The 19,794-nt window shown below is 66.1% G+C and carries 22 protein-coding genes; 12 read left to right on the forward strand and 10 right to left on the reverse strand.

The genetic code is table 11. The features are described 5' to 3' along the window. Positions 1-101: 101 nt before the first annotated feature. From M2282_RS24650 to M2282_RS24675, 6 genes are all read left to right on the forward strand, one after another. Complete coding sequence (locus tag M2282_RS24650) at positions 102-782, forward strand: FadR/GntR family transcriptional regulator (RefSeq protein ID WP_280811397.1); 681 nt, start codon at positions 102-104, stop codon at positions 780-782. Next, on the forward strand, positions 779-2,095 hold the full coding sequence (locus tag M2282_RS24655; RefSeq protein ID WP_280811398.1) for a CynX/NimT family MFS transporter: 1,317 nt from the start codon (positions 779-781) through the stop codon (positions 2,093-2,095). The genes M2282_RS24650 and M2282_RS24655 overlap by 4 nt, the downstream gene beginning before the upstream one ends. A 37-nt stretch (positions 2,096-2,132) precedes the next feature. Then, positions 2,133-2,777: an ABC transporter ATP-binding protein gene (locus M2282_RS24660; protein ID WP_280811399.1), complete on the forward strand. Its 645-nt coding sequence runs from the start codon at positions 2,133-2,135 to the stop codon at positions 2,775-2,777. A gap of 137 nt (positions 2,778-2,914) precedes the next feature. Continuing rightward, positions 2,915-5,152, forward strand: a complete 2,238-nt coding sequence (locus M2282_RS24665; protein ID WP_280811400.1) for an NADP-dependent isocitrate dehydrogenase — start codon at positions 2,915-2,917, stop codon at positions 5,150-5,152. A 159-nt stretch (positions 5,153-5,311) separates the two neighbouring features. Next, positions 5,312-5,647: a DUF1161 domain-containing protein gene (locus M2282_RS24670; protein WP_280811401.1), complete on the forward strand. Its 336-nt coding sequence runs from the start codon at positions 5,312-5,314 to the stop codon at positions 5,645-5,647. 19 nt (positions 5,648-5,666) lie between these two features. Beyond that, complete coding sequence (locus M2282_RS24675; protein ID WP_280811402.1) at positions 5,667-6,257, forward strand: NADPH-dependent FMN reductase; 591 nt, start codon at positions 5,667-5,669, stop codon at positions 6,255-6,257. On the opposite strand, the gene M2282_RS24680 is transcribed toward M2282_RS24675, so the two are convergent. Next, positions 6,251-6,793 carry a nucleoside 2-deoxyribosyltransferase gene (locus tag M2282_RS24680; protein ID WP_280811403.1) on the reverse strand — a complete coding sequence of 181 codons (543 nt, stop codon included), beginning with the start codon at positions 6,791-6,793 and terminating at the stop codon, positions 6,251-6,253. The two genes, M2282_RS24675 and M2282_RS24680, sit on opposite strands and share 7 nt — an antisense overlap. 66 nt (positions 6,794-6,859) lie before the next feature. Then, positions 6,860-7,255: a YbaN family protein gene (locus M2282_RS24685; protein ID WP_280811404.1), complete on the reverse strand. Its 396-nt coding sequence runs from the start codon at positions 7,253-7,255 to the stop codon at positions 6,860-6,862. A 179-nt stretch (positions 7,256-7,434) separates the two neighbouring features. Between M2282_RS24685 and M2282_RS24690 the strand changes: the two genes are divergently transcribed. Both M2282_RS24690 and M2282_RS24695 read left to right on the forward strand, forming a co-directional pair. Next, positions 7,435-7,800, forward strand: a complete 366-nt coding sequence (locus M2282_RS24690; RefSeq protein ID WP_280811405.1) for a glutaredoxin domain-containing protein — start codon at positions 7,435-7,437, stop codon at positions 7,798-7,800. A gap of 154 nt (positions 7,801-7,954) precedes the next feature. Further along, entirely contained in the window at positions 7,955-8,704 is a 750-nt protein-coding gene (locus tag M2282_RS24695; protein ID WP_280811406.1) for an SDR family oxidoreductase, read from the forward strand. 22 nt (positions 8,705-8,726) lie between these two features. On the opposite strand, the gene cynS is transcribed toward M2282_RS24695, so the two are convergent. Together cynS and M2282_RS24705 are read right to left on the reverse strand one after the other, a co-directional pair. Beyond that, positions 8,727-9,170, reverse strand: a complete 444-nt coding sequence (gene cynS, locus M2282_RS24700; RefSeq protein WP_280811407.1) for a cyanase — start codon at positions 9,168-9,170, stop codon at positions 8,727-8,729. A 186-nt stretch (positions 9,171-9,356) separates the two neighbouring features. Beyond that, entirely contained in the window at positions 9,357-9,779 is a 423-nt protein-coding gene (locus M2282_RS24705) for a nuclear transport factor 2 family protein (RefSeq protein WP_280811408.1), read from the reverse strand. Positions 9,780-9,866: 87 nt separating this feature from the next. Here M2282_RS24705 and M2282_RS24710 point away from each other — a divergent pair, with 87 nt between their 5' ends. Then, positions 9,867-10,478 carry a TetR/AcrR family transcriptional regulator gene (locus tag M2282_RS24710; protein WP_280811409.1) on the forward strand — a complete coding sequence of 204 codons (612 nt, stop codon included), beginning with the start codon at positions 9,867-9,869 and terminating at the stop codon, positions 10,476-10,478. Here M2282_RS24710 and M2282_RS24715 read toward each other — a convergent pair. After that, on the reverse strand, positions 10,456-12,117 hold the full coding sequence (locus tag M2282_RS24715; protein WP_280811410.1) for an L-lactate permease: 1,662 nt from the start codon (positions 12,115-12,117) through the stop codon (positions 10,456-10,458). The genes M2282_RS24710 and M2282_RS24715 overlap by 23 nt on opposite strands. A 133-nt stretch (positions 12,118-12,250) precedes the next feature. Between M2282_RS24715 and M2282_RS24720 the strand changes: the two genes are divergently transcribed. From M2282_RS24720 to M2282_RS24730, 3 genes are all read left to right on the forward strand, one after another. Continuing rightward, complete coding sequence (locus tag M2282_RS24720) at positions 12,251-13,126, forward strand: LysR substrate-binding domain-containing protein (protein ID WP_280811411.1); 876 nt, start codon at positions 12,251-12,253, stop codon at positions 13,124-13,126. A gap of 138 nt (positions 13,127-13,264) precedes the next feature. Continuing rightward, on the forward strand, positions 13,265-14,422 hold the full coding sequence (locus tag M2282_RS24725) for an alpha-hydroxy acid oxidase (protein ID WP_280811413.1): 1,158 nt from the start codon (positions 13,265-13,267) through the stop codon (positions 14,420-14,422). 125 nt (positions 14,423-14,547) lie between these two features. Then, on the forward strand, positions 14,548-15,882 hold the full coding sequence (locus tag M2282_RS24730; protein WP_280811414.1) for an MFS family transporter: 1,335 nt from the start codon (positions 14,548-14,550) through the stop codon (positions 15,880-15,882). Here the strand turns inward: M2282_RS24730 and M2282_RS24735 are convergent. From M2282_RS24735 to M2282_RS24755, 5 genes are all read right to left on the reverse strand, one after another. Beyond that, a complete protein-coding gene (locus tag M2282_RS24735; RefSeq protein ID WP_280811415.1) occupies positions 15,876-16,217 on the reverse strand; it encodes a hypothetical protein in 342 nt (113 codons plus the stop codon). The two genes, M2282_RS24730 and M2282_RS24735, sit on opposite strands and share 7 nt — an antisense overlap. A 137-nt stretch (positions 16,218-16,354) precedes the next feature. Beyond that, positions 16,355-16,684 carry an L-rhamnose mutarotase gene (locus tag M2282_RS24740; protein WP_280811417.1) on the reverse strand — a complete coding sequence of 110 codons (330 nt, stop codon included), beginning with the start codon at positions 16,682-16,684 and terminating at the stop codon, positions 16,355-16,357. A 34-nt stretch (positions 16,685-16,718) separates the two neighbouring features. After that, on the reverse strand, positions 16,719-17,498 hold the full coding sequence (locus M2282_RS24745; protein ID WP_280811418.1) for an SDR family oxidoreductase: 780 nt from the start codon (positions 17,496-17,498) through the stop codon (positions 16,719-16,721). A gap of 35 nt (positions 17,499-17,533) precedes the next feature. Beyond that, positions 17,534-18,814, reverse strand: a complete 1,281-nt coding sequence (locus tag M2282_RS24750) for an L-fuconate dehydratase (protein WP_280811419.1) — start codon at positions 18,812-18,814, stop codon at positions 17,534-17,536. Between the two features lie 24 nt (positions 18,815-18,838). Continuing rightward, positions 18,839-19,792, reverse strand: coding sequence for an ABC transporter substrate-binding protein (locus M2282_RS24755; protein WP_280811420.1), 954 nt, complete (start codon positions 19,790-19,792; stop codon positions 18,839-18,841). Positions 19,793-19,794: the final 2 nt, after the last annotated feature.

The raw sequence follows: 19,794 nt of genomic DNA on the forward strand, positions 1-19,794 counted from the left end.
CTCGGGGAGGGCCGAAGGGCGAAGAGCCCATGAGGCCGACTGCGACTTTGCGCGGCTGCCAGAATTCATCCAATGATTCAATGAATAGGCACTCACCAGACATGCTGGCCCAAGCCCCCCGAACCTCCCTGGCGGATGCCGCCGCCGACAGTATCCGCAACGAAATCTCCGCAGGCCGCTGGGCCATCGGCGCGCGCATTCCCATCGAACCGCAGCTCGCCCAACTGCTGGGCGTGAGCCGCGGCACGGTGCGCGAAGCGGTGAAAACGCTGGTCTCGCGCGGGCTGCTCGAAGTGCGGCAGGGCTCGGGTACCTATGTGCGCTCGGGCTACGACCCTTCGGCCAGCCTGCAGAAGATGCGCCTGGCCAGCCTGCGCGACCAGTTCGAGGTGCGACGCGCGCTCGAGGTCGAGGCCGTCCGGCTCGCCGCGGTGCGCCACACCGCCCGCGACCTGCGCCGCCTTCACACCCTGCTGGACAAGCGCGGCGTGCCCGATGCGGCCGACGGCGGCGCAGGTTTCATCGAACGCGACCTGGCCTTCCACCTGGCCATCGTCGACATCTCGGGCAACCTCGCGCTGGCCGAGACCTGCCGCTTCATCACCGGCTACATCAAGGAAACCATCGCGAGCAGCATGGGCACCAGCCTGCCCGAGCCCGACGAGGCCGCGCACCGTTCCATCGTCGAAGCCATCGCGACCCGCGACCCCGATCGCGCCGCCACTGCCGTGCGCGACTTCATGGCACCGATGCTCAACACGCTGGCGCTGGGGACGGCATGAGCGCAATTCCTTTTCAGGCGCAGGCCGGCGCCATCCATCGCAATCCGCAGACAGCGACCGGCACCGCCGAGGAACTGCTGATCGACGCCGAAGTCGACAGCCAGCCGCCGCCGCGCCCTACCCCCACACCCAGCCTCGCCCGCCGCATCCTGCTCGGCGCGAGCGTGGTGCTGATCGCGTTCAACCTGCGGCCGGTGTTCGCCAGCCTCTCGGTGGTGCTGCCCGAGATCATCCAGGCCACCGGTCTCTCGGCCACGGCCGCGAGCCTGTTGACCACGCTGCCGATCCTGTGCCTGGGCGTGTTCGCGCCGCTCGCGCCCTGGCTGGGCCGGCGCTTCGGCACCGAACGCACGCTGCTGGGGTGCATGGTGCTGATCCTGGTGGGCACGGTGCTGCGCGGCACGGGCAACATCCCGCTGCTGTTCCTGGCCTCGGCCATCGCGGGCAGCGGCATCGCGGTGTCGAACGTGCTGCTGTCGGGCCTGGTGAAGCGCGACTTCGCCAGGCAGGCGGCGCTGATGATGGGGCTCTACACGATGGCTGTTTGCGGTGGCGCCGCAAGCGCCGCGGGGCTCACCGTGCCGCTCGAACATGCACTGGGCGGCGGCTGGACCTACGCCCTCGCCATGTGGGCCGTGCCGGCCCTTTTGGTCACGCTGCTCTGGGCGCCGCAGGCGTTGCCGCTCAAGCCGGTGGCGAGCGAGTCGGGCTTCACGGTGCAGGGCCTCTGGCGCGACAAGCTGGCATGGCAGGTTACGCTCTTCATGGGGCTGCAGTCCGCCCTCGCCTACATCGTGATGGGCTGGCTCGCGCCGATCCTGCGCGAGCGCGGGCTGGGCGGCGAGACGGCCGGCTACGTGGTGTCGCTGTCGGTCATGACGCAGGTGGTGACCTGCCTCGTGGTGCCGGCGCTGGCCGTGAAGCTGCGCAACCAGCGGGGGCTGGGCGTGGTGCTGTCGCTGCTGACGGTATGCGCGATGCTGGCCATGCTGTTCGCTCCGCTTGGCGCCGTGTGGCTCTGGGCCGTGATGCTGGGCATCGCGCAGGGCGGCACCTTCGCGCTCGCGCTCACGATGATCGTGCTGCGCTCGCGCGATTCGCACATCGCCGCGCATCTCTCGGGCATGGCGCAGGGCGTGGGCTACACGGTGGCCGCCTGCGGGCCGCTGCTGGCGGGGCTGCTGCACGGGTGGACGGGCAGCTTCCGCGCCTCGGCGTGGCTTTTCGTCGGGCTGGGCATCGCGCTGGTGATCGCGGGGCTGGGCGCGGGGCGCACGCTGTACGTGGGCGCGGTGACGGTGCCGAAACACTGAGCTGGCGACGGCAGCCGATGAGGTACAACCTCGCCTCGTGAACACCACCCCCTCGCACTCCCCCATCCTCCGCCTTCAGGACGTAGGCTTCGCCTACCCCGACCAGCCGGCCATCGCCGCCGGCTGGAACGCATCCGTCGGCCCCGGCATCACCCTGCTGTACGGCGACACCGGCGCCGGCAAATCGGCGCTGCTCCAGGTGATCGCGGGCGTGCTGCCGGCGACCCGAGGCCAATTGACGGTCGAAGGCACGAGCCTCCGCGCCTCGCCCGAGGCCTACCGCCGCAACGTGTTCTTCGTCGACCCGGCCACCGACCGCTTCGACCAAGTCACCGCGCGGGCCTGCACCGCAACCCTCCGCGAGGGCGATGCGCACTTCGATGAAGCCCTCTGGCAGGCCCTGGTCGAGGGCTTTTCCCTGCCCCCGCACATCGACAAGCCGATGTACATGCTCTCCACCGGCTCCAGGCGCAAGGTCTGGCTGGCCGCCGCCCTCGCCTCGGGGCGCCCGCTGGTGCTGCTGGACGAGCCCACGGCCGCGCTGGACGCCGGCTCGGTCCGCTGCCTCTGGGGCGCCCTGGCCGAACTGGCGAAGCAGCCCGGGCGGGCCTTCATCGTCGCCAGCGCCGCGCGGATCGACGAGGTGCCGCTGGCCGCCACCATCGAGCTGCCCCTGCATTGACAGAGCCTCTCGCGGGGAGATAACCCCGCCAGGTGTCCAGACGGGTCGCCGCCCGGCGACAATCGCGGATTCCGGCGGCCAGATCCCGCCGGAAGTTCCCGCCACCCCGACCCCCTCAGCTTTACGGAAGCAAGCGCATGAGCACGAAGCAACCCACCATCGTCTACACCCTCACCGACGAGGCGCCCCTGCTGGCGACCTACGCCTTCCTGCCCATCGTGCGCGCCTTCACGGCCCCGGCCGGCATCAACGTCACGACGAGCGATATTTCCGTGGCGGCCCGCGTCCTGGGCGAATTCCCCGAATTCCTGAGCGACGCGCAGAAGGTGCCCGACAACCTGGCCGAACTGGGCAAGCTCACGCTCAAGCCCGAGGCCAACATCATCAAGCTGCCCAACATCAGCGCCTCGGTGTCCCAGCTCAAGTCGGCCATCAAGGAACTGCAGGGCAAGGGCTACAAGATCCCCGACTATCCCGAGAACCCGACCACCGACGAGGACAAGGACATCCGCGCGCGCTACAACAAGTGCACCGGCAGCGCGGTGAACCCGGTGCTGCGCGAGGGCAACTCCGACCGCCGCGCCCCCAAGGCGGTGAAGGAATACGCCCGCAAGAACCCGCACAGCATGGCCGACTGGAGCCAGGCCTCGCGCTCGCACGTCTCGCACATGCACGGCGGCGACTTCTATCACGGCGAAAAGTCCATGACCCTGGACCGCGCGCGCAACGTCAAGATGGAGCTGATCACCAAGAGCGGCAAGACCATCGTGCTCAAGCCCAAGATCGCGCTGCTGGACCGCGAGGTCATCGACTCCATGTTCATGAGCAAGAAGGCGCTGCTGGCCTTCTATGAAAAGGAGATCGAGGACGCGCACAAGACCGGCGTCATGTTCTCGCTGCACGTGAAGGCCACCATGATGAAGGTCTCGCACCCCATCGTGTTCGGCCACTGCGTGAAGATCTTCTACAAGGAAGCCTTCGAGAAACACGGCAAGCTGTTCGACGAGCTGGGCATCAACGTCAACAACGGCATGGTCGATCTGTACAACAAGATCGCCACGCTGCCCCAGAGCACGCAGGACGAGATCAAGCGCGACCTGCACGCCTGCCACGAGCACCGCCCCGAGCTGGCCATGGTCGACTCGGCCAAGGGCATCACCAACTTCCATTCGCCCAACGACGTGATCGTGGACGCATCGATGCCCGCGATGATCCGCAATGGCGGCAAGATGTGGGGCGCCGACGGCCGCCTGAAGGACGTCAAGGCCGTGATGCCCGAATCGACCTTCGCCCGCATCTACCAGGAGATCATCAACTTCTGCAAATGGCACGGCGCGTTCGATCCCAAGACCATGGGCACGGTGCCCAACGTGGGCCTGATGGCCCAGAAGGCCGAAGAGTACGGCTCGCACGACAAGACCTTCGAGATCCCCGAAGACGGCGTTGCCAACATCACCGACCTGGACACCGGCGAAGTGCTGATGAGCGAAGACGTGGAACAGGGCGACATCTGGCGCATGTGCCAGGTCAAGGACGCGGCGATCCGCGACTGGGTGAAGCTGGCCGTCACGCGTGCCCGCAACTCCGGCATGCCGGTGGTGTTCTGGCTGGACGCCTACCGCCCGCACGAAGCGCAGCTGATCACCAAGGTCAAGATGTACCTGCACGAGCACAACACCTCGGGCCTGGACATCCAGATCATGAGCCAGGTGCGCGCCATGCGCTACACGCTCGAGCGCGTCGTGCGCGGCCTGGACACCATCAGCGCCACCGGCAACATCCTGCGCGACTACCTCACCGACCTGTTCCCCATCATGGAGCTGGGCACCTCGGCCAAGATGCTGTCCATCGTGCCGCTGATGGCCGGCGGCGGCCTGTACGAGACCGGCGCGGGCGGCTCGGCCCCCAAGCACGTGCAGCAGCTGGTCGAAGAGAACCACCTGCGCTGGGACTCGCTGGGCGAATTCCTCGCACTGGCCGTGAGCCTGGAAGACCTGGGCATCAAGACCGGCAACGCGCAGGCCAAGATCCTGGCCAAGACGCTCGACGCCGCCACCGGCAAGCTGCTGGACAACAACAAGAATCCGTCGCCCAAGACCGGCCAGCTCGACAACCGCGGTAGCCAGTTCTATCTGGCCATGTACTGGGCACAGGAACTGGCCGCGCAGACCGACGACACGGCGCTGCAATCCAAGTTCAAGAAGCTGGCCGAGACGCTGAGCACCAACGAAAAGAAGATCGTCGACGAACTCGCGGCCGTGCAGGGCAAGCCTGCGGACATCGGCGGCTACTACCTCGCCGACCCGGTCAAGTTCGAAGCGGTGATGCGCCCGAGCGCGACGCTGAACGCGGTGCTGGCATCGGCGCAAGCCTGACGAAACCGGCAGCGTCTGCGCTTCATTGCTGAAGCCTGATGCATGCCTCGACAACGGCCTGCCGCACACGCGGCAGGCCGTTGGCGCTTGTGGGCCGCAGTCGATGTCACGGGGCTAGACTGTTCGCCCGTCAATCACGCTGCGAAAGGCAGGCCATTCATGAAACTCTGGTTGATTCCCTTCGCCTTTGCCGCAGTTGCCGGCGCGGCCCACGCCGCCGAGAGCTGCGAGGTGCTGCGCGCACAGATCGAAGCAAAGATCGGCGCGGCAGGTGTCACGCGGTTTGCGGTGCTCGTCGTCGATGCCAACGCACCAGCGGCCGGACAGGTCGTGGGCAGTTGCGAGCTGGGCACCCGGAAGATCGTCTATCAGCGTGAGGGCGACGTGTCGGCCCCTGCCGCGGTTCCGGCGCCAGCCCGCTCGCCCGAAGACGACGACATCCTGACGGAATGCAAGGACGGCACGGTGTCCGTCGGCGGCGACTGCAGGCGCTGACAACTCAAGGGGCTCGACGATGGCTGACAGGATCCTGGTGTTCTATGGCTCGTACCGCTCTGACCGCATGGGCGTGCGGCTCGCGGACTACATCGTCGCGGGCCTCCGCGCGCGAGGCGCAGACGCGGAGCTGATCGACGCGAAGGCCGTCGACCTGCCGATGCTCGACCGCATGTACAAGGAATATCCCAAAGGCACGGCGCCTGCGGCAATGGAAGCGCTGGCGGAGAAGATCCGCACGGCGGACGCTTTCATCTTCGTGACCGGCGAATACAACTGGGGCCCGCAGCCCGGCTTGAAGAACCTGACGGACCACTTTCTCGAGGAGTGGTTCTGGCGGCCGGCCGCCGTCGCGAGCTATTCGGCGGGGCGCTTCTCGGGCGTCCGGTCGGGGACAGCCTGGCATTCGATCCTGTCGGAGATGGGAATGGTGGTGGTGTCGAGCACGCTGGCGGTGGGACCGATTTCGCAGACGCTGGATGCGGATGGAAAGCCGATCGGCAGCGCAGGGGAATCGCTGGCGCGAGCCTTCCCCCGGTTCGCCGACGACCTGGCCTGGTGGACCGAGGCTGCGCGCGAGCAGCGGGCGCGCAAGGCGCCGCCTTACTGACGCCGGGCGGCGAGCACTTCGGCCATCTTCCGCAACGCTGCTTCCGGCGTCGGCTCGATGTGGATCGAGCAAGCCAGCATGAGGTTCAGCGGCTGGCCGAAGTCTTCGACGGCGATGCCGGTCTCGCTCTCGCGAAGGACACCGCCCGCGTCATGCGTGCATTTCAGCGCGATGCGGGCACGGTCGGCATAGCTGCCCTCGGGTACGCCATAGGCCACGACGGGAATCCCCAGCGCCACCGCGGCACCGACCTCGAACACCGTGCCCGAATCCGGCTCCAGCCCCCTGAAGGACGAAAGGTTTGCCACGACGCCGTCTGCGCCGCGAAGGCGCTGCATGTTGGCTTCGTAGATCCGCTTTTCCAACGCATCGGGTGTCGGCTCTTCTTCGCCATCGGCGGGCAGCAGCGCCGCCAGGCCCATGGCCTCGCACGCGAGCTTGAGCCGCACGAAATGGTCCCTGGCATCCGGACGAAAGACATCGGGGCCCGCGAGGTAGATCCGGGGGCGCGTCGGGATTTCGGGGGTCTGGTCCATCGCAGCAGCTTCGCCGATTTCCGGGCGCAGCTCAATATGCGACGAAGAACTGCATCGCCGTTTTTCTTACTGCGGCGGTGGCAGCGGACGCGACCACAACCACCCCAGCACGACAGCCATACACCCGATGGCCAGCACCGCCATCCACGCGCGATGGGCCGTGTACGACACGATGACCGCGCACGCAGCCATGGTGATGGTCGCGCTCCACTTCGCACGGCGGCTCACGGTGCGGCCGTTCTCCCAGTTGCGCAGCAGCGGGCCGAAGATTCGGTGATTGCGCAGCCAGGCATGCAGGCGCGGCGAGCTGCGCGCGGCCGCCCATGCGGCCATCAGGATGAACACGGTCGTCGGCATGCCGGGCAGCACCACGCCGATGAGCCCGAGGACGAGGCACAGCACCGCGAAGCAGTGCAGCAGCACGCGTGCAAGCAGGGACAGGGGCTTGGGACCAGGGTTCAACGCAATATTCTCTGGAGGGATCGGACGGCGGCAATGGTGGACCGGACGGTGCCTTCGCCAGTGTCCATTCTTCACCAGCTTGCGGCCGACGTGCCAGCGAACGGATGCCGCGAGAAACAGGCAAGAACGCCGCGGGAGCGCGGGGCCCTTACAGTCACGCGAATCAACGAAAGGTCCCCATGCCCCGCCCCGTCCTCGAAGAAGCCCGCATCCACCCCGCCATCCGCACCAAGGTGGCCGAGAGCCGCCAGGCCATCGTCCGCGAAGTCATGGCTGCGGTCGCATCCAACGATGTGGTCGTGGTCGGCATGGGCATCAATCCGCATCCGAAGAAGGCGCGCAAGGCGCTCGACGCGATCCAGCAGCCGCACAAGTACCTCGAATACGGCAACTACCTGAGCCAATGGCGCGACCGCAATGCGCTCAAGATGTGGACCGGGTGGCCTACGTTTCCGATGGTGTTCGTGAAGGGCACGTTGGTCGGGGGTGCTTCGGATTTGCAGAAGCTCATCGACGGTGGCGAATTGAAGGGCCTTATCGGCTGACCGGTTGCCGCCGGACCGCTCTTCACTTTCGCAGAATCAGGCAAGAACCCCGTTCGATCCGGATACCGCTTCCAGCCCCATCCACGCGAGACTTCTCCCCATGCCCGGCGCACCCTTCGCGCCATGGTCCACCCACCAGCACGAGGAGTTTCACATGAGCGCAATCCAGGAAAAAGTCGTCCTCATCACCGGCGCGAGCAGCGGTATCGGCGAAGCCACCGCGCGGCTGCTGGCACGGCGTGGGGCCAGCGTGGTGCTCGGTGCGCGGCGCACCGACAGGCTCGAAGCCCTCGCCGCAGAGATCAATGCCACGGGCGGCGCGGCGAGCTTCCAGCATCTCGACGTGACGCACCGGCCCAGCGTGGAGGCCTTCGCCGAGTTCGCCTTCGACACGCATGGGCAGATCGATGTGCTGGTCAACGCGGCGGGTGTGATGCCGATGTCCCCGCTGTGGAACCGCAAGATCGAAGAGTGGGAGCTCATGATCGACGTGAACCTGCGCGGCGTGCTGCTCGGCATTGCGGCCGTGCTGCCGACGATGCAGTTGCAGGGATGGGGCCACATCGTGAACGTGGCGCCGGTGGCGATGCGGGGCGTGTCGCCGGAGTCGGCCGTCTATCACGGCACGCAGTACGCGGTGAACGCGATCTCCGAAGGACTGCGGCAGGAGCACGAGGGCCGGCTGCACGTCACGGTGGTGAGCCCCGACGTGAGCGGGCTTTCCGATCCGCTGTCGGAGCGCATCGCCGCGAGCTACAGCTTCGAGCGCATGCTCACGCGGCGGCGTCTTGCGGTGCCGGCCGACGGTGTCGCGCGGTCCATCGCCGGGGCGATCGAGGGGTACGGCATCACCGCGCCGATGCGGTCTGGCGCACATTCCCGGCCGGCCGAGCACGCGTGGTGATCGACGACAGACAGCGGCCGCGTCAGTAGGTCTTGTACGGCAGGAACTTGCCCGACAACACCACGTTGACGCGGTCACCCTTCGGGTCGGGCTGGCGCTGGATGTCCATGCTGAAGTCGATCGCGCTCATGATGCCGTCGCCGAACTCCTCGTGGATCAGCTCTTTGATGGTGGTGCCGTACACGCTCACGATCTCGTACCAGCGGTAGATCAGGGGATCGGTCGGCACAGGCGTGGGCAGCGAGCCTTTGTAGGGCACGACCTGGAGCCACTTCTGCTCTTCCACGGTGAGCCCGAAGATCTTGCCGATGATCTTGGCCTGCTTGTCGTCGAGCGTCATCTGGCCGAGGCAGGCTGCGGTGGTCCACTCCTTCGACTGGCCGACCTTCTTGGCCACGTCGGCCCACTGGATGCCCTTGGACACCTTCACGGTGATGATCTTTTCAGTGACGTCGTTGCGGTTCATGCGGCGGGTTCCTGGGTGTGAAAGGGATGTGGCGGGACAAGCAACAGACATGCCCAGTTGACTTGCTCCCTCCCCTTCCGGGGGAGGGCTGGGGTGGGGGCACGCGGCCTCCAAAAAAGCATTGCGCCTGCTCGAAGGCCTGCCCCCATCCCAACCTTCCCCCAGAGGGGGAAGGAGCAAGACCGGTCAGCGCTCCCAGCGGAACTTGCGCTCCGACTCCGCAATGGGCTGGTCGTTGATGCTTGCGTAGCGCTTCTGCATCAGGCCGTTCTCGGCGAATTCCCAGTTCTCGTTGCCATGGCTGCGGAACCACTGGCCCGCGGCGTCGTGCCATTCGTACTCGAAGCGCACCGCGATGCGGTTGTCCATGAAAGCCCAGAGCGTCTTCTTCAAACGGTAGTCGTGCTCGCGTTCCCACTTGCGGGTGAAGAACTCCACCACCTGCTCGCGGCCGTTGATGAAGTCTGCGCGGTTGCGCCATTCGGTGTCGGGCGTGTAGGCCAGGCTCACGCGAACAGGGTCGCGGGTGTTCCAGGCGTCTTCGGCGGCCTGGACCTTTTTGGTCGCGGTCTCGAGGGTGAAGGGCGGCAGCGGCGGGCGGGATTCCATGAGGGACTTTCGTTGCGTTGAAGGAGTGGCGAAGGCCCGCAATGTGCCACGAGTAGACAGACCTGTCTACATGCCTACAATCGCCGCATGGACATCTCCGCATTGCCCGCGCGCGAGCGCATCCTCGTCACCTCGCACGACCTTTTCTACCGCGATGGCATCCGCGCCACAGGCATCGACCGCGTGATCGCCGCATCGGGCGTCACCAAGGTCACCTTCTACCGGCACTTCCCCTCGAAGGACGACCTGGTGCGCGAGTTTCTCGACCACCGCCACACGCGGTGGATGGCGTGGTTCGTCGATGCGCTGGGCCGGCGCGGCGCGCACGAGCGCGCGGGTGATGCCGGCGCCCTGCTGTTGTTGGCCGACGTGATGGCCGAGTGGTTTGCCGACCCGGTGTTTCGTGGCTGCGCGTTCATCAACGCGACGGCCGAAGTGGGCGGCAGCGTCGAAGGCGCGCTGGAGCGCTCGCGCGCGCACAAGCGCGAGATGGTCGAGGTGATCGCGGGCCTACTGCCTTCGCAACTGCCCGCACGCATGGCGCTCGCGCAGGCCGCGAGCATCGGCGTCGACGGCGCCATCGTCAAGGCCCAGATGGGCGATGCCGCCGTGGCGCGCGAAGCCACGGGCGATCTGCGACGGCTGCTGGAGGCGCTGGTGGCCTCCTCCGGAGAAGCTACTTCACGACCATCAGCGTGAACGGCCACACGTAGGCCTGCAGCGTCACGTAGAAGCCGACGAGGCACGCCAGCGCGATGGAGTGGAAGAACACGTAGCGCAGGATCTCGCCTTCGTGGTTGAACCAGCGCGTGGCGGTGGAGGCGACCACGATCGACTGCGCATCGATCATCTTGCCCATCACGCCGCCCGAGCTGTTGGCCGCGCCCATGAGGTTGGGGCTCAGGCCCAGCTGGTCGGCCGCCACCTTCTGCATGCCGCCGAAGAGCACGTTCGATGCGGTGTCGGACCCCGTGAGCGCCACGCCCAGCCAGCCCATCAGCGTGCCGAAGAATGGATAGAACATGCCGGTGTTCGCGAAGGCCAGGCCCAGCGTGGTGTCCAGCCCCGAGTAGCGCGTGAGCGTGCCGAGCGCGAGCATCAGCATGATGGTGAGCAGCGAGAACTTCACCAGCCACAGCGTGCGGCCGTAGGCGGCAACGAGCTGGACCGGGTTGTACTTCATGATCAGCCCGCCCACGAGCGCCGCGGCCAGGATGCCGGTGCCCGTGGCAGAGAGCAGCAGCAGCTGGTACACGGCGCCCTCCTTCGTCGGCTTGGGCACCACGGGCGCCACCTTCTCGATCATGTTGTTCAGCCCGTCGATCGGAAAGCTGGGCGCGAAGATGCCGTTGAGCCAGGTCTTGACCACCGGCAGGCCCCAGATGAACACGAACACGGTGAGGATGATCCACGGCGTCCAGGCGCGGATCACGTCGGCGCGCGGGTGCTTCGTCGGCAAGACCACGGGGCCGGCCTCGCCGCCGTCTTTCTCGTGGCCCTTGAGCGACACGGAGGTCCAGATGGTCTTGGGCTTCCACACGCGCAGGAACAGCACCAGCGAGGTCATCGACACCAGCGCCGCGATGATGTCCACCAGCTCGGGGCCGATGTAGTTGGACACCAGGAACTGCGGAATCGCGAAGGACAGGCCCGTCACCAGGATGGCGGGCCACACCTCCATCATTCCCTTGCGCCCCGAGAAGGCCCAGATGAGCCAGAACGGCACCAGCAGCGAGAAGAAAGGCAACTGCCGCCCGATCATCGCGGTGACCGCCATGAGGTCGTAGCCGTGCACCTTGGCCAGCGTGATGACCGGCGTGCCGAGCGCACCGAAGGCCACCGGCGCCGTGTTGGCGATCAGCGAGAGGCCCGAGGCCGCCAGCGGCGAGAAGCCCAGGCCGATGAGGATCGCGGCCGTCACCGCCACCGGCGTGCCGAAGCCCGCCGCACCCTCGAAGAAGGCACCGAATGCGAACGCGATCAACAGCAGTTGCAGGCGCCGGTCTTCGGTGATGCCGGCAATGGAGTCCTGCAGGATCTTGAAGCTGCCGTTCTGCTCGGTGAGCTGCTGCAGGAAGATGATGTTCAGCACGATCCAGCCGATAGGCAGGAGGCCGGTGATGCCGCCCAGGAAGGCCGCCTTGCCCGCCATGTCGGCCGGCATGCCGAAGGCGAAGACCGCGATGACCACCGCACTCAGCAGGCCGAGCCCCGCCGCGTAGTGCGCCTTCACATGCAGGAGCCCGAGGCTCACGAGCATGACCACCACCGGTATCGCGGCCAGTGCCGTCGATACCACCATATTGCCGAACGGGTTGTAGACCTGTTGCCAGACCATGCGCTTGTCTCCTCTTTGTTGGAATCTTTTTGAGTCGGCAACACGAGACGATGCGAAGTCCGCCGCGAGCGACCGGGAGCGTTTCGCTAACATCCTACCCCGCTCTCCTCGGCAACAACAGATGGTTTCCTCCATGCGACTTCCCTCGACACAGGGCCTGCAGGCCTTCGAGGCGGTTGCACGGCTGCGCAGCGTGAACCTCGCGGCCGAGGAGCTCAGCGTGACGCCCAGCGCGGTGAGCCACCGCATCCGGCAGCTCGAAACTCAACTCGAACTCAAGCTCTTCGCCGGCAACGATTTCGGCCTGAGCGCCGACGGCGTGGCCTACCTCGCCCGCGTGCGCGAAGCCATTGCCGCTCTGCAGCAGGTGCCCGGCCGCGAGCCCGAATCGCAGGTGCGCAGGCTGCGCGTGGCGGTGACGCCCACGTTCTCCCGCCAGATGCTGCTGCCGCGTCTCGCACGGTTTCGCGATGCCTATCCGAACATCGAACTGATGCTGCAGGTGACCATGCCGGTGCGCAACATGACGGCCGAAGAGGCCGACCTGGAGCTGCGCTTCGGCACCGGGCCTTTTCACGACCGCGAGTTCTGCCAGCTGCTGGCCGACGACGTGGCGCCCGCCTGCAGCCCGGCGTACCTGCAGCGCCACGGCCCGTTCGACGGCTTTGCGACCGATGCCGAGGTCTCGCGTGTGCAACTGCTGCGCACGCCGCTCGAATCGTGGCGCACCTGGTTCAAGGCCTGCGGCATCGGCCTGCCCGAGCCGGCCACGGGCCACCAGTTCAACGACCTGGGCCTGGCGCTCGATGCGGCGGCCGAAGACTTCGGCGTGGTGCTCATGCACCTGAAGCTGGGCAGCGCCTGGCTGGAGAACGGGCGCCTCGTGCGGCTCTCGGCAGAGAGCGTGCCCTCGCCCAACGCCTACTTCCTGTGCTGGCGGCCGGGGGCGATGGAGCGCTGGGAGTGCGCGACCTTCGTCGAGTGGCTGCGGCAGGCGCTGCGGGACTGACTGAATTCTTTTCAGGTCCGGCCTGGGTATTTTTCAGATCGGGGTCCGTCTCGGGCACCACACTCGGCCCGCGGCGGGGCCTGCCCATAATGCCGCTCACGCGAAACGAACAACAGAGACTACCCAGGAGACTGCCCCGTGGCCGACCTTTCCAAGATCACCAACATCGAAGACCTGCGGGTGATCGCCAAGCGGCGGGTGCCGAAGATGTTCTACGACTACGCCGACTCCGGCGCCTGGACCGAGGGCACCTACCGCGCCAACGAGAGCGACTTTCAAAAGATCAAGCTGCGCCAGCGCGTGGCCGTGAACATGGAGGGCCGCTCCACCCGCACCACCATGGTCGGCCAGGAGGTGGCCATGCCCGTGGCCATCGCGCCCACCGGCCTCACCGGCATGCAGCACGCCGACGGCGAGATCCTCGGCGCCCGCGCGGCCAAGGCTTTCGGCGTTCCGTTCACGCTCTCGACCATGAGCATCTGCTCGCTCGAGGACATCGCCGAGAACACCGACCGCCATCCCTTCTGGTTCCAGCTCTACGTGATGAAGGACCGCGACTTCATCGAGCGCCTGATCGAACGCGCCAAGGCCGCCAACGTGACGGCGCTGCAGCTCACGCTGGACCTGCAGATCCTCGGCCAGCGCCACAAGGACATCAAGAACGGCCTGACCGCGCCGCCCAAGCCCACGATCAAGAACCTCATCAACCTCGCGACCAAGCCGCGCTGGTGCATGGGCATGCTGGGCACCAAGCGCCGCACCTTCGGCAACATCGCGGGCCACGCCAAGGGCGTGAAGGACCTGTCGTCGCTCTCGTCGTGGACCGCCGAGCAGTTCGATCCCGCGCTGAGCTGGGCCGACGTGGAATGGATCAAGAAGCTCTGGGGCGGCAAGCTCATCCTCAAGGGCATCATGGACGTGGAAGATGCGCGCCTTGCAGCCAGCAGCGGCGCCGATGCGCTCATCGTGTCGAACCACGGCGGCCGTCAGCTCGACGGCGCGCCCTCCTCCATCGCGGCGCTGCCGGCCATCGTCGAGGCCGTGGGCAGCGAGATCGAGGTGTGGATGGACGGCGGCATCCGCAGCGGGCAGGACGTGCTCAAGGCCCGCGCGCTCGGCGCCCGCGGCACGATGATCGGCCGCAGCTTTCTCTACGGCCTGGGCGCCCACGGGCAGGAGGGCGTGACGCGCGCGCTGCAGATCATCCACAAGGAACTGGACATCACCATGGCCTTCTGCGGCCACACGCAGATCGACACCGTCGATTCGAGCATCCTGCTGCCGGGCACCTTCTAAGGCACTCCCCAAGGCCCTTCCGGGGGTAGGCAGATGCGGTTCCTACTGACACGAGCCTTCCCGGTGCGGGGGCAAAATATCGTGGCAACAACAACATAGCCGCCCTGCATGGCGGCAAAGCCACCATGAGCGCAGTCACGCCCACTCAAGGAGGCCAAACGGCCTCTTCGTCTTCTCCACCGCACTACACCGCCGAAGAGAAACGGCACCGCATCTTCGCCATCATGGCGGCCTCGTCGGGCAACCTGGTCGAGTGGTTCGACTTCTACGTGTATGCGTTCTCGGCGCTGTATTTCGCGCCGGCGTTCTTCCCCAAGTCGGACCCCACCGCGCAGCTGCTCAACACCGCTGGCGTGTTCGCGGCCGGCTTCCTCATGCGGCCCATCGGCGGCTGGCTCTTCGGCCGCGTGGCCGACAAGCTCGGACGCAAGACCTCGATGCTGATCTCGGTGACGATGATGTGCGCGGGCTCGCTGGTCATCGCCTGCCTGCCGACCTATGCACAGATCGGTGCCTGGGCGCCGTTCCTGCTGCTGGTGTGCCGGCTGTTCCAGGGCCTGTCGGTGGGTGGCGAATATGGCACCACGGCCACCTACATGAGCGAGGTGGCGCTGCGTGGCCAGCGCGGTTTCTTCTCGTCGTTCCAGTACGTCACGCTGATCGGCGGACAGCTGCTTGCGGTGCTCGTCATCGTGGTGCTCGAGCAGTTGCTGACGGAGGCCGAACTCAAGTCATGGGGCTGGCGCATTCCCTTCGTGATCGGCGCCGTCGCCGCCGTGGTCGCACTGCTGCTGCGCCGCACGCTGCATGAAACGCAGAGCGCCGAAGCCAAGGCCAACAAGGAAGCCGGCAGCATGGCCGGGCTCTTCAAGCACCACACGCCGGCGTTCCTCACGGTGTTGGGCTACACGGCCGGCGGCTCGCTGATCTTCTACACCTTCACCACCTACATGCAGAAGTACCTGGTGAACACGGTGCATCTGCCGATCAAGACCGCGAGCTATGTGATGACCGGCGCGCTGTTCGTCTACATGTGCATGCAGCCGGTGTTCGGCGCGCTGTCGGACCGCATCGGGCGACGGACCAACATGCTGCTGTTCGGTGGACTTGGTGCGCTCGCCACCGTGCCGATCCTGACGGCACTGCAATACACGACGAGCCCCGTGCTGGCCTTCGTGCTGATCATCGCGGCGCTGGCGATCGTGAGCTTCTACACCTCGATCAGCGGGATCGTGAAGGCCGAGATGTTTCCACCGGAAGTGCGGGCCCTGGGTGTTGGCCTGGCCTACGCCGTGGCCAACGCGATCTTCGGTGGGTCGGCTGAATACGTGGCGCTGGGGCTCAAGTCACTTGGCCATGAGTCGGCGTTCTTCTGGTACGTGAGCGGGATGATGGTGATTGCGTTCCTCGTCAGCTTGCGCCTTCCAAGACAGGCGAGCTACCTGCATCACGATCATTGACGGGTGGGGCGTCTCTGGAGGCTCTCCATGTAGACGCGGAACATGTCGGCCATCGAGTCCGCCCAGGCCTCGATCTGGGCGTCGGTTCGAGGGCTTTCTGAAAACTCTTTCCTTACCGCGCTGAGCGTCGCCACGATGAGGTCGCCCGCCATGGCACGCGTGGCATCGAAAGCCGCTGGCAGGGCCTCTGCCATGAACACGCGAACGATTTCCTCGCCGTCGGCGCGCACTTCCTGTGCCTCGGGTGCATCGCGATAGAACGGCGCGGCGTCACCCGGCGCCGTTCGTACCTCTGCTTCCTCGCACTCTGAGCGAATGAAGGCATGCGTGAGCATGCGCAGGCGCTCCAGCGCGGAGCCGCTGCGTGTCCCCGAGGATGCCGCGCATCATTTCCGTGGTCTGCCGCCATTCGTCGCTCTGCAGGCGGAACGATGTGGTTGGGCTGAGGCTGTAGTGCGAGCCGGGATCGAATCTAGAAGCAGAAGATCCGATCCATGGCCACCCACTTCTCCCCTTCAGGCGTCCAAGGCGTAGGCGCCTGAAACTTCCACATCAACTCCTCCCACGCCCGAATCTTCGGATCGCCCCGCGTCGCAGCCGCCATCGCCTCCGCGTCATACCGCGCATCGTCCGTCTCCATCAGCATCACCATGCGCGTGCCGAGCCTATAGATCTCCATCCCCGTCACGCCATGCGCATGCAGGTGCGCGCGCACCTCGGGCCAGATGTTGCGGTGATGCGCCTCGTACTCCGCGATCAGCGCCGGGTCGTCTTTCAGGTCGAGGGCAAGGCAGTGGCGCATGGGTCGTTCAATCCAGAATCGTTGAGAGAAAAGATCAGGTCAACGCCCGATCCAGGTGCGTATACCCGCCGTCCACGAACACCCACTGCCCCGTCGTGTGCGAAGACGCCTTGTCGGAAAGCAGGAACACCACGGCGTTCGCAATCTCCTGCGATGTCGTCATCCGCCGTCCCAACGGGATCTTGTCGGTGATGGTGGCGAGCTTGCGGTCGGGCTCGTCGAAGGCTGAGATCCAGCGCTGGTACAGCGGCGTCATCACCTCGGCAGGAATCACCGCATTGACGCGCACGCCGTCCTCCAGCAACGAAGCGGCCCATTCGCGCGTCAGCGACAGCTGCGCGCCCTTGGCCGCCGTGTAGCCGCTGGTGTTGCCCTGCCCGGTCACCGCGGTCTTCGACGAGATGTTGACGATGGCGCCCCGGCTGGCCTTCAGATGGGGCAAGCTGAAATGCGCCATCACATAGCAATGCACGAGGTTGCGTTCGAGCGATGCGACGAAAGCCTCGCGCCCTGCTTCGAGCCCCACGCTGTCGTTCACCCCCGCGTTGTTGACCAGCCCGTCGATGCGCCCGAACTCCGCGACGGTGCTTTCGATGGCCTTGGCGCAAGCCGCCTCTTCCATCAGTTCAACCTGGAGAAACCGCGCCTGCGGCTGCAGCCCGCGCAGCTCTTCCTCGAACGCGGCATCCAGCGGGTTCTTGCCGCAGATCACCGGCACGGCCCCTTCACGCGCGAGCGTGAGCGAGATGGCCGCGCCGATGCCGCTGCCGCCACCGGTGACGAGCACGACCTTGTCCTTCAAATCGAGATCCATGACTGCGCGATGCCTTTCCTTGTCTCTTCTTCCATCTACCCGCGAAAGCGATAACGCTCGAGCGACTCGGGCTTCATCGTGATCGAGAAGCCCGCCCCCGTAGGCGGCATGTACGCCGCATCGCGGATCTCGCAAGGCTCCACGAAGTGCTCGTGCAGGTGGTCCACATACTCGATCACCCGGCCTTCGCGCGTGCCCGAGATGCAGAGGTAATCGATCATCGACAGATGCTGCACGTACTCGCACAGCCCCACGCCTCCCGCGTGCGGGCACACGGGCAGCTTGTACTTCGCGGCCATCAGCATCACCGCGAGGATCTCGTTCACACCGCCGAGCCGGCATGAGTCGATCTGCACCACGTCGATGGCGCCGCGCATGATGAACTGCTTGAACATGATGCGGTTCTGGCACATCTCGCCCGTGGCCACCTTCACCACCGGTGCAATGCCTTCGCGGATCTTGCGGTGGCCTTCCACGTCGTCGGGGCTCGTGGGTTCCTCGATGAACCAGGGCTTGGCGAATGCAAGCTGCCGCACCCAGTCGATGGCCTGGTCGACCTCCCACACCTGGTTGGCATCGATCATCAGATGGCGATCGGGCCCGAGCACCTCGCGCGCCACTCTCAGGCGGCGGATGTCGTCCTGCAGGTCGCGCCCCACCTTGAGCTTGATGTGGTTGAAGCCCGCATCGACCGCCTCCTGCGCCAGGTGCCGCAGCTTCTCGTCGGAGTAGCCAAGCCAGCCGGCCGAGGTGGTGTAGCAGGGGTAGCCCTCGGCCTGCAGCGTCGCGACACGCTCGGCCTTGCCTACGGCGGCATCGCGCAGCAACACCGACGCCTCTTCGGGCGTGATGCAGTCGGTGATGTAGCGAAAGTCGATGCAGCGCACCAGTTCCTCGGGGCTCATGTCCGCCACCAATTGCCACACCGGCTTGCCTTCGGACTTGGCCCACAGGTCCCACATCGCATTGACCACCGCGCCGGTCGCCAGGTGGATCGCACCCTTGTCGGGCCCGATCCAGCGCAGCTGGCTGTCGGAGGTGATGTGCCGCCAGAAGCGGCCCATGTCCTCGGCCACCCACTGCAGGTCGAGCCCGACGACCAGATGACGCATCGCCTCGATGGCCGCGCAGCAGATCTCGTTGCCGCGGCCGATGGTGAAGGTCAGGCCGTGGCCTTCGAGCCCCGGCTGGTCGGTCTCCAGCACGACGTACGCCGCGGAGTAGTCCGGGTCGGGGTTCATCGCGTCGGAGCCGTCGAGCTGCTGCGAGGTGGGAAAGCGCACGTCCAGTACGCGCATGGATCGAACGATGGTCATGAACAGGCTCTTCGGCGAAAGGGATCAGTCGTACAGAACAGCGGCGATCTTCGGATCGGCGATGTTGGTCTTGTCGTACCAGAAGAAGCCCGTGTCCACGATCTTGGGCAGCTTCTCGCCCTTGATCGCCTTGACCGCCATCTCCACGGTCTTGTAGCCCATGCCCACCGGGTTCTGCGTGATCGCGCCGGCCATGCTGCCGTCGAGGATCGCGTTCTTCTGCTGCTTGCCGGAGTCGTAGCCGATGATCACGACCTTGCCGTTGCGCTTCATCTCCTTCACGCCGTTGACCACGCCGATGGCGGAGCCCTCGTTGGCGCCGAAGATGCCCTTGAGGTTCGGCGAGGCCTGCAATATCGACTTGGTGATCTCGGTCGACTTCAGCTGGTCGCCGCCGCCGTACTGCACGCTCACGATCTTGATGTTCGGGTAGGTCGACTTGATGCGGTTCACGAACCCATCGCGCCGGTCCACGCCCGTGCGGCTGGTCTGGTCGTGCACCACCAGCGCGACCTCGCCCGACTTGCCGATCAGCTCGGCCATCTTGTCGGCGGCGAGTGCGGCAGCCGCCTTGTTGTCGGTCGTGGTGGTGGTCGCGGGAATGTCGCTATCCACGCCGGAGTCGAACGCGACCACCGGGATCTTCGCGGCCTGCGCCTTCTTCAGGAGCGGAATGGCGGCTTGGCTATCAAGTGCAGCAAAGCCGATGGCCTGCGGCTTTTTGGCCAGCGCGGCGGAGAGCATGTCGATCTGCTTGTCGATCATCGCCTCCGACTCGGGGCCTTCGAAGGTGACCTTGACCTTCAGGTCTTTCGCAGCCTGTTCGGCGCCCGATTTCACGGCCTGCCAGAACTGATGCTGGAAGCCCTTGGACACGAGCGGAATGTAGATCTCCTGCGCCTGCTGCGCCTGCGCGAAGCCCGACAGGCCGATGAGGGCCGCGCCGAGTGCGGTGGTGACTGCTCTTCGTTGAATCATGC

Origin of the sequence: Variovorax boronicumulans (genome assembly GCF_029892485.1) — a bacterium.
Taxonomy (GTDB): Bacteria; Pseudomonadota; Gammaproteobacteria; order Burkholderiales; family Burkholderiaceae_C; genus Variovorax; species Variovorax boronicumulans_B.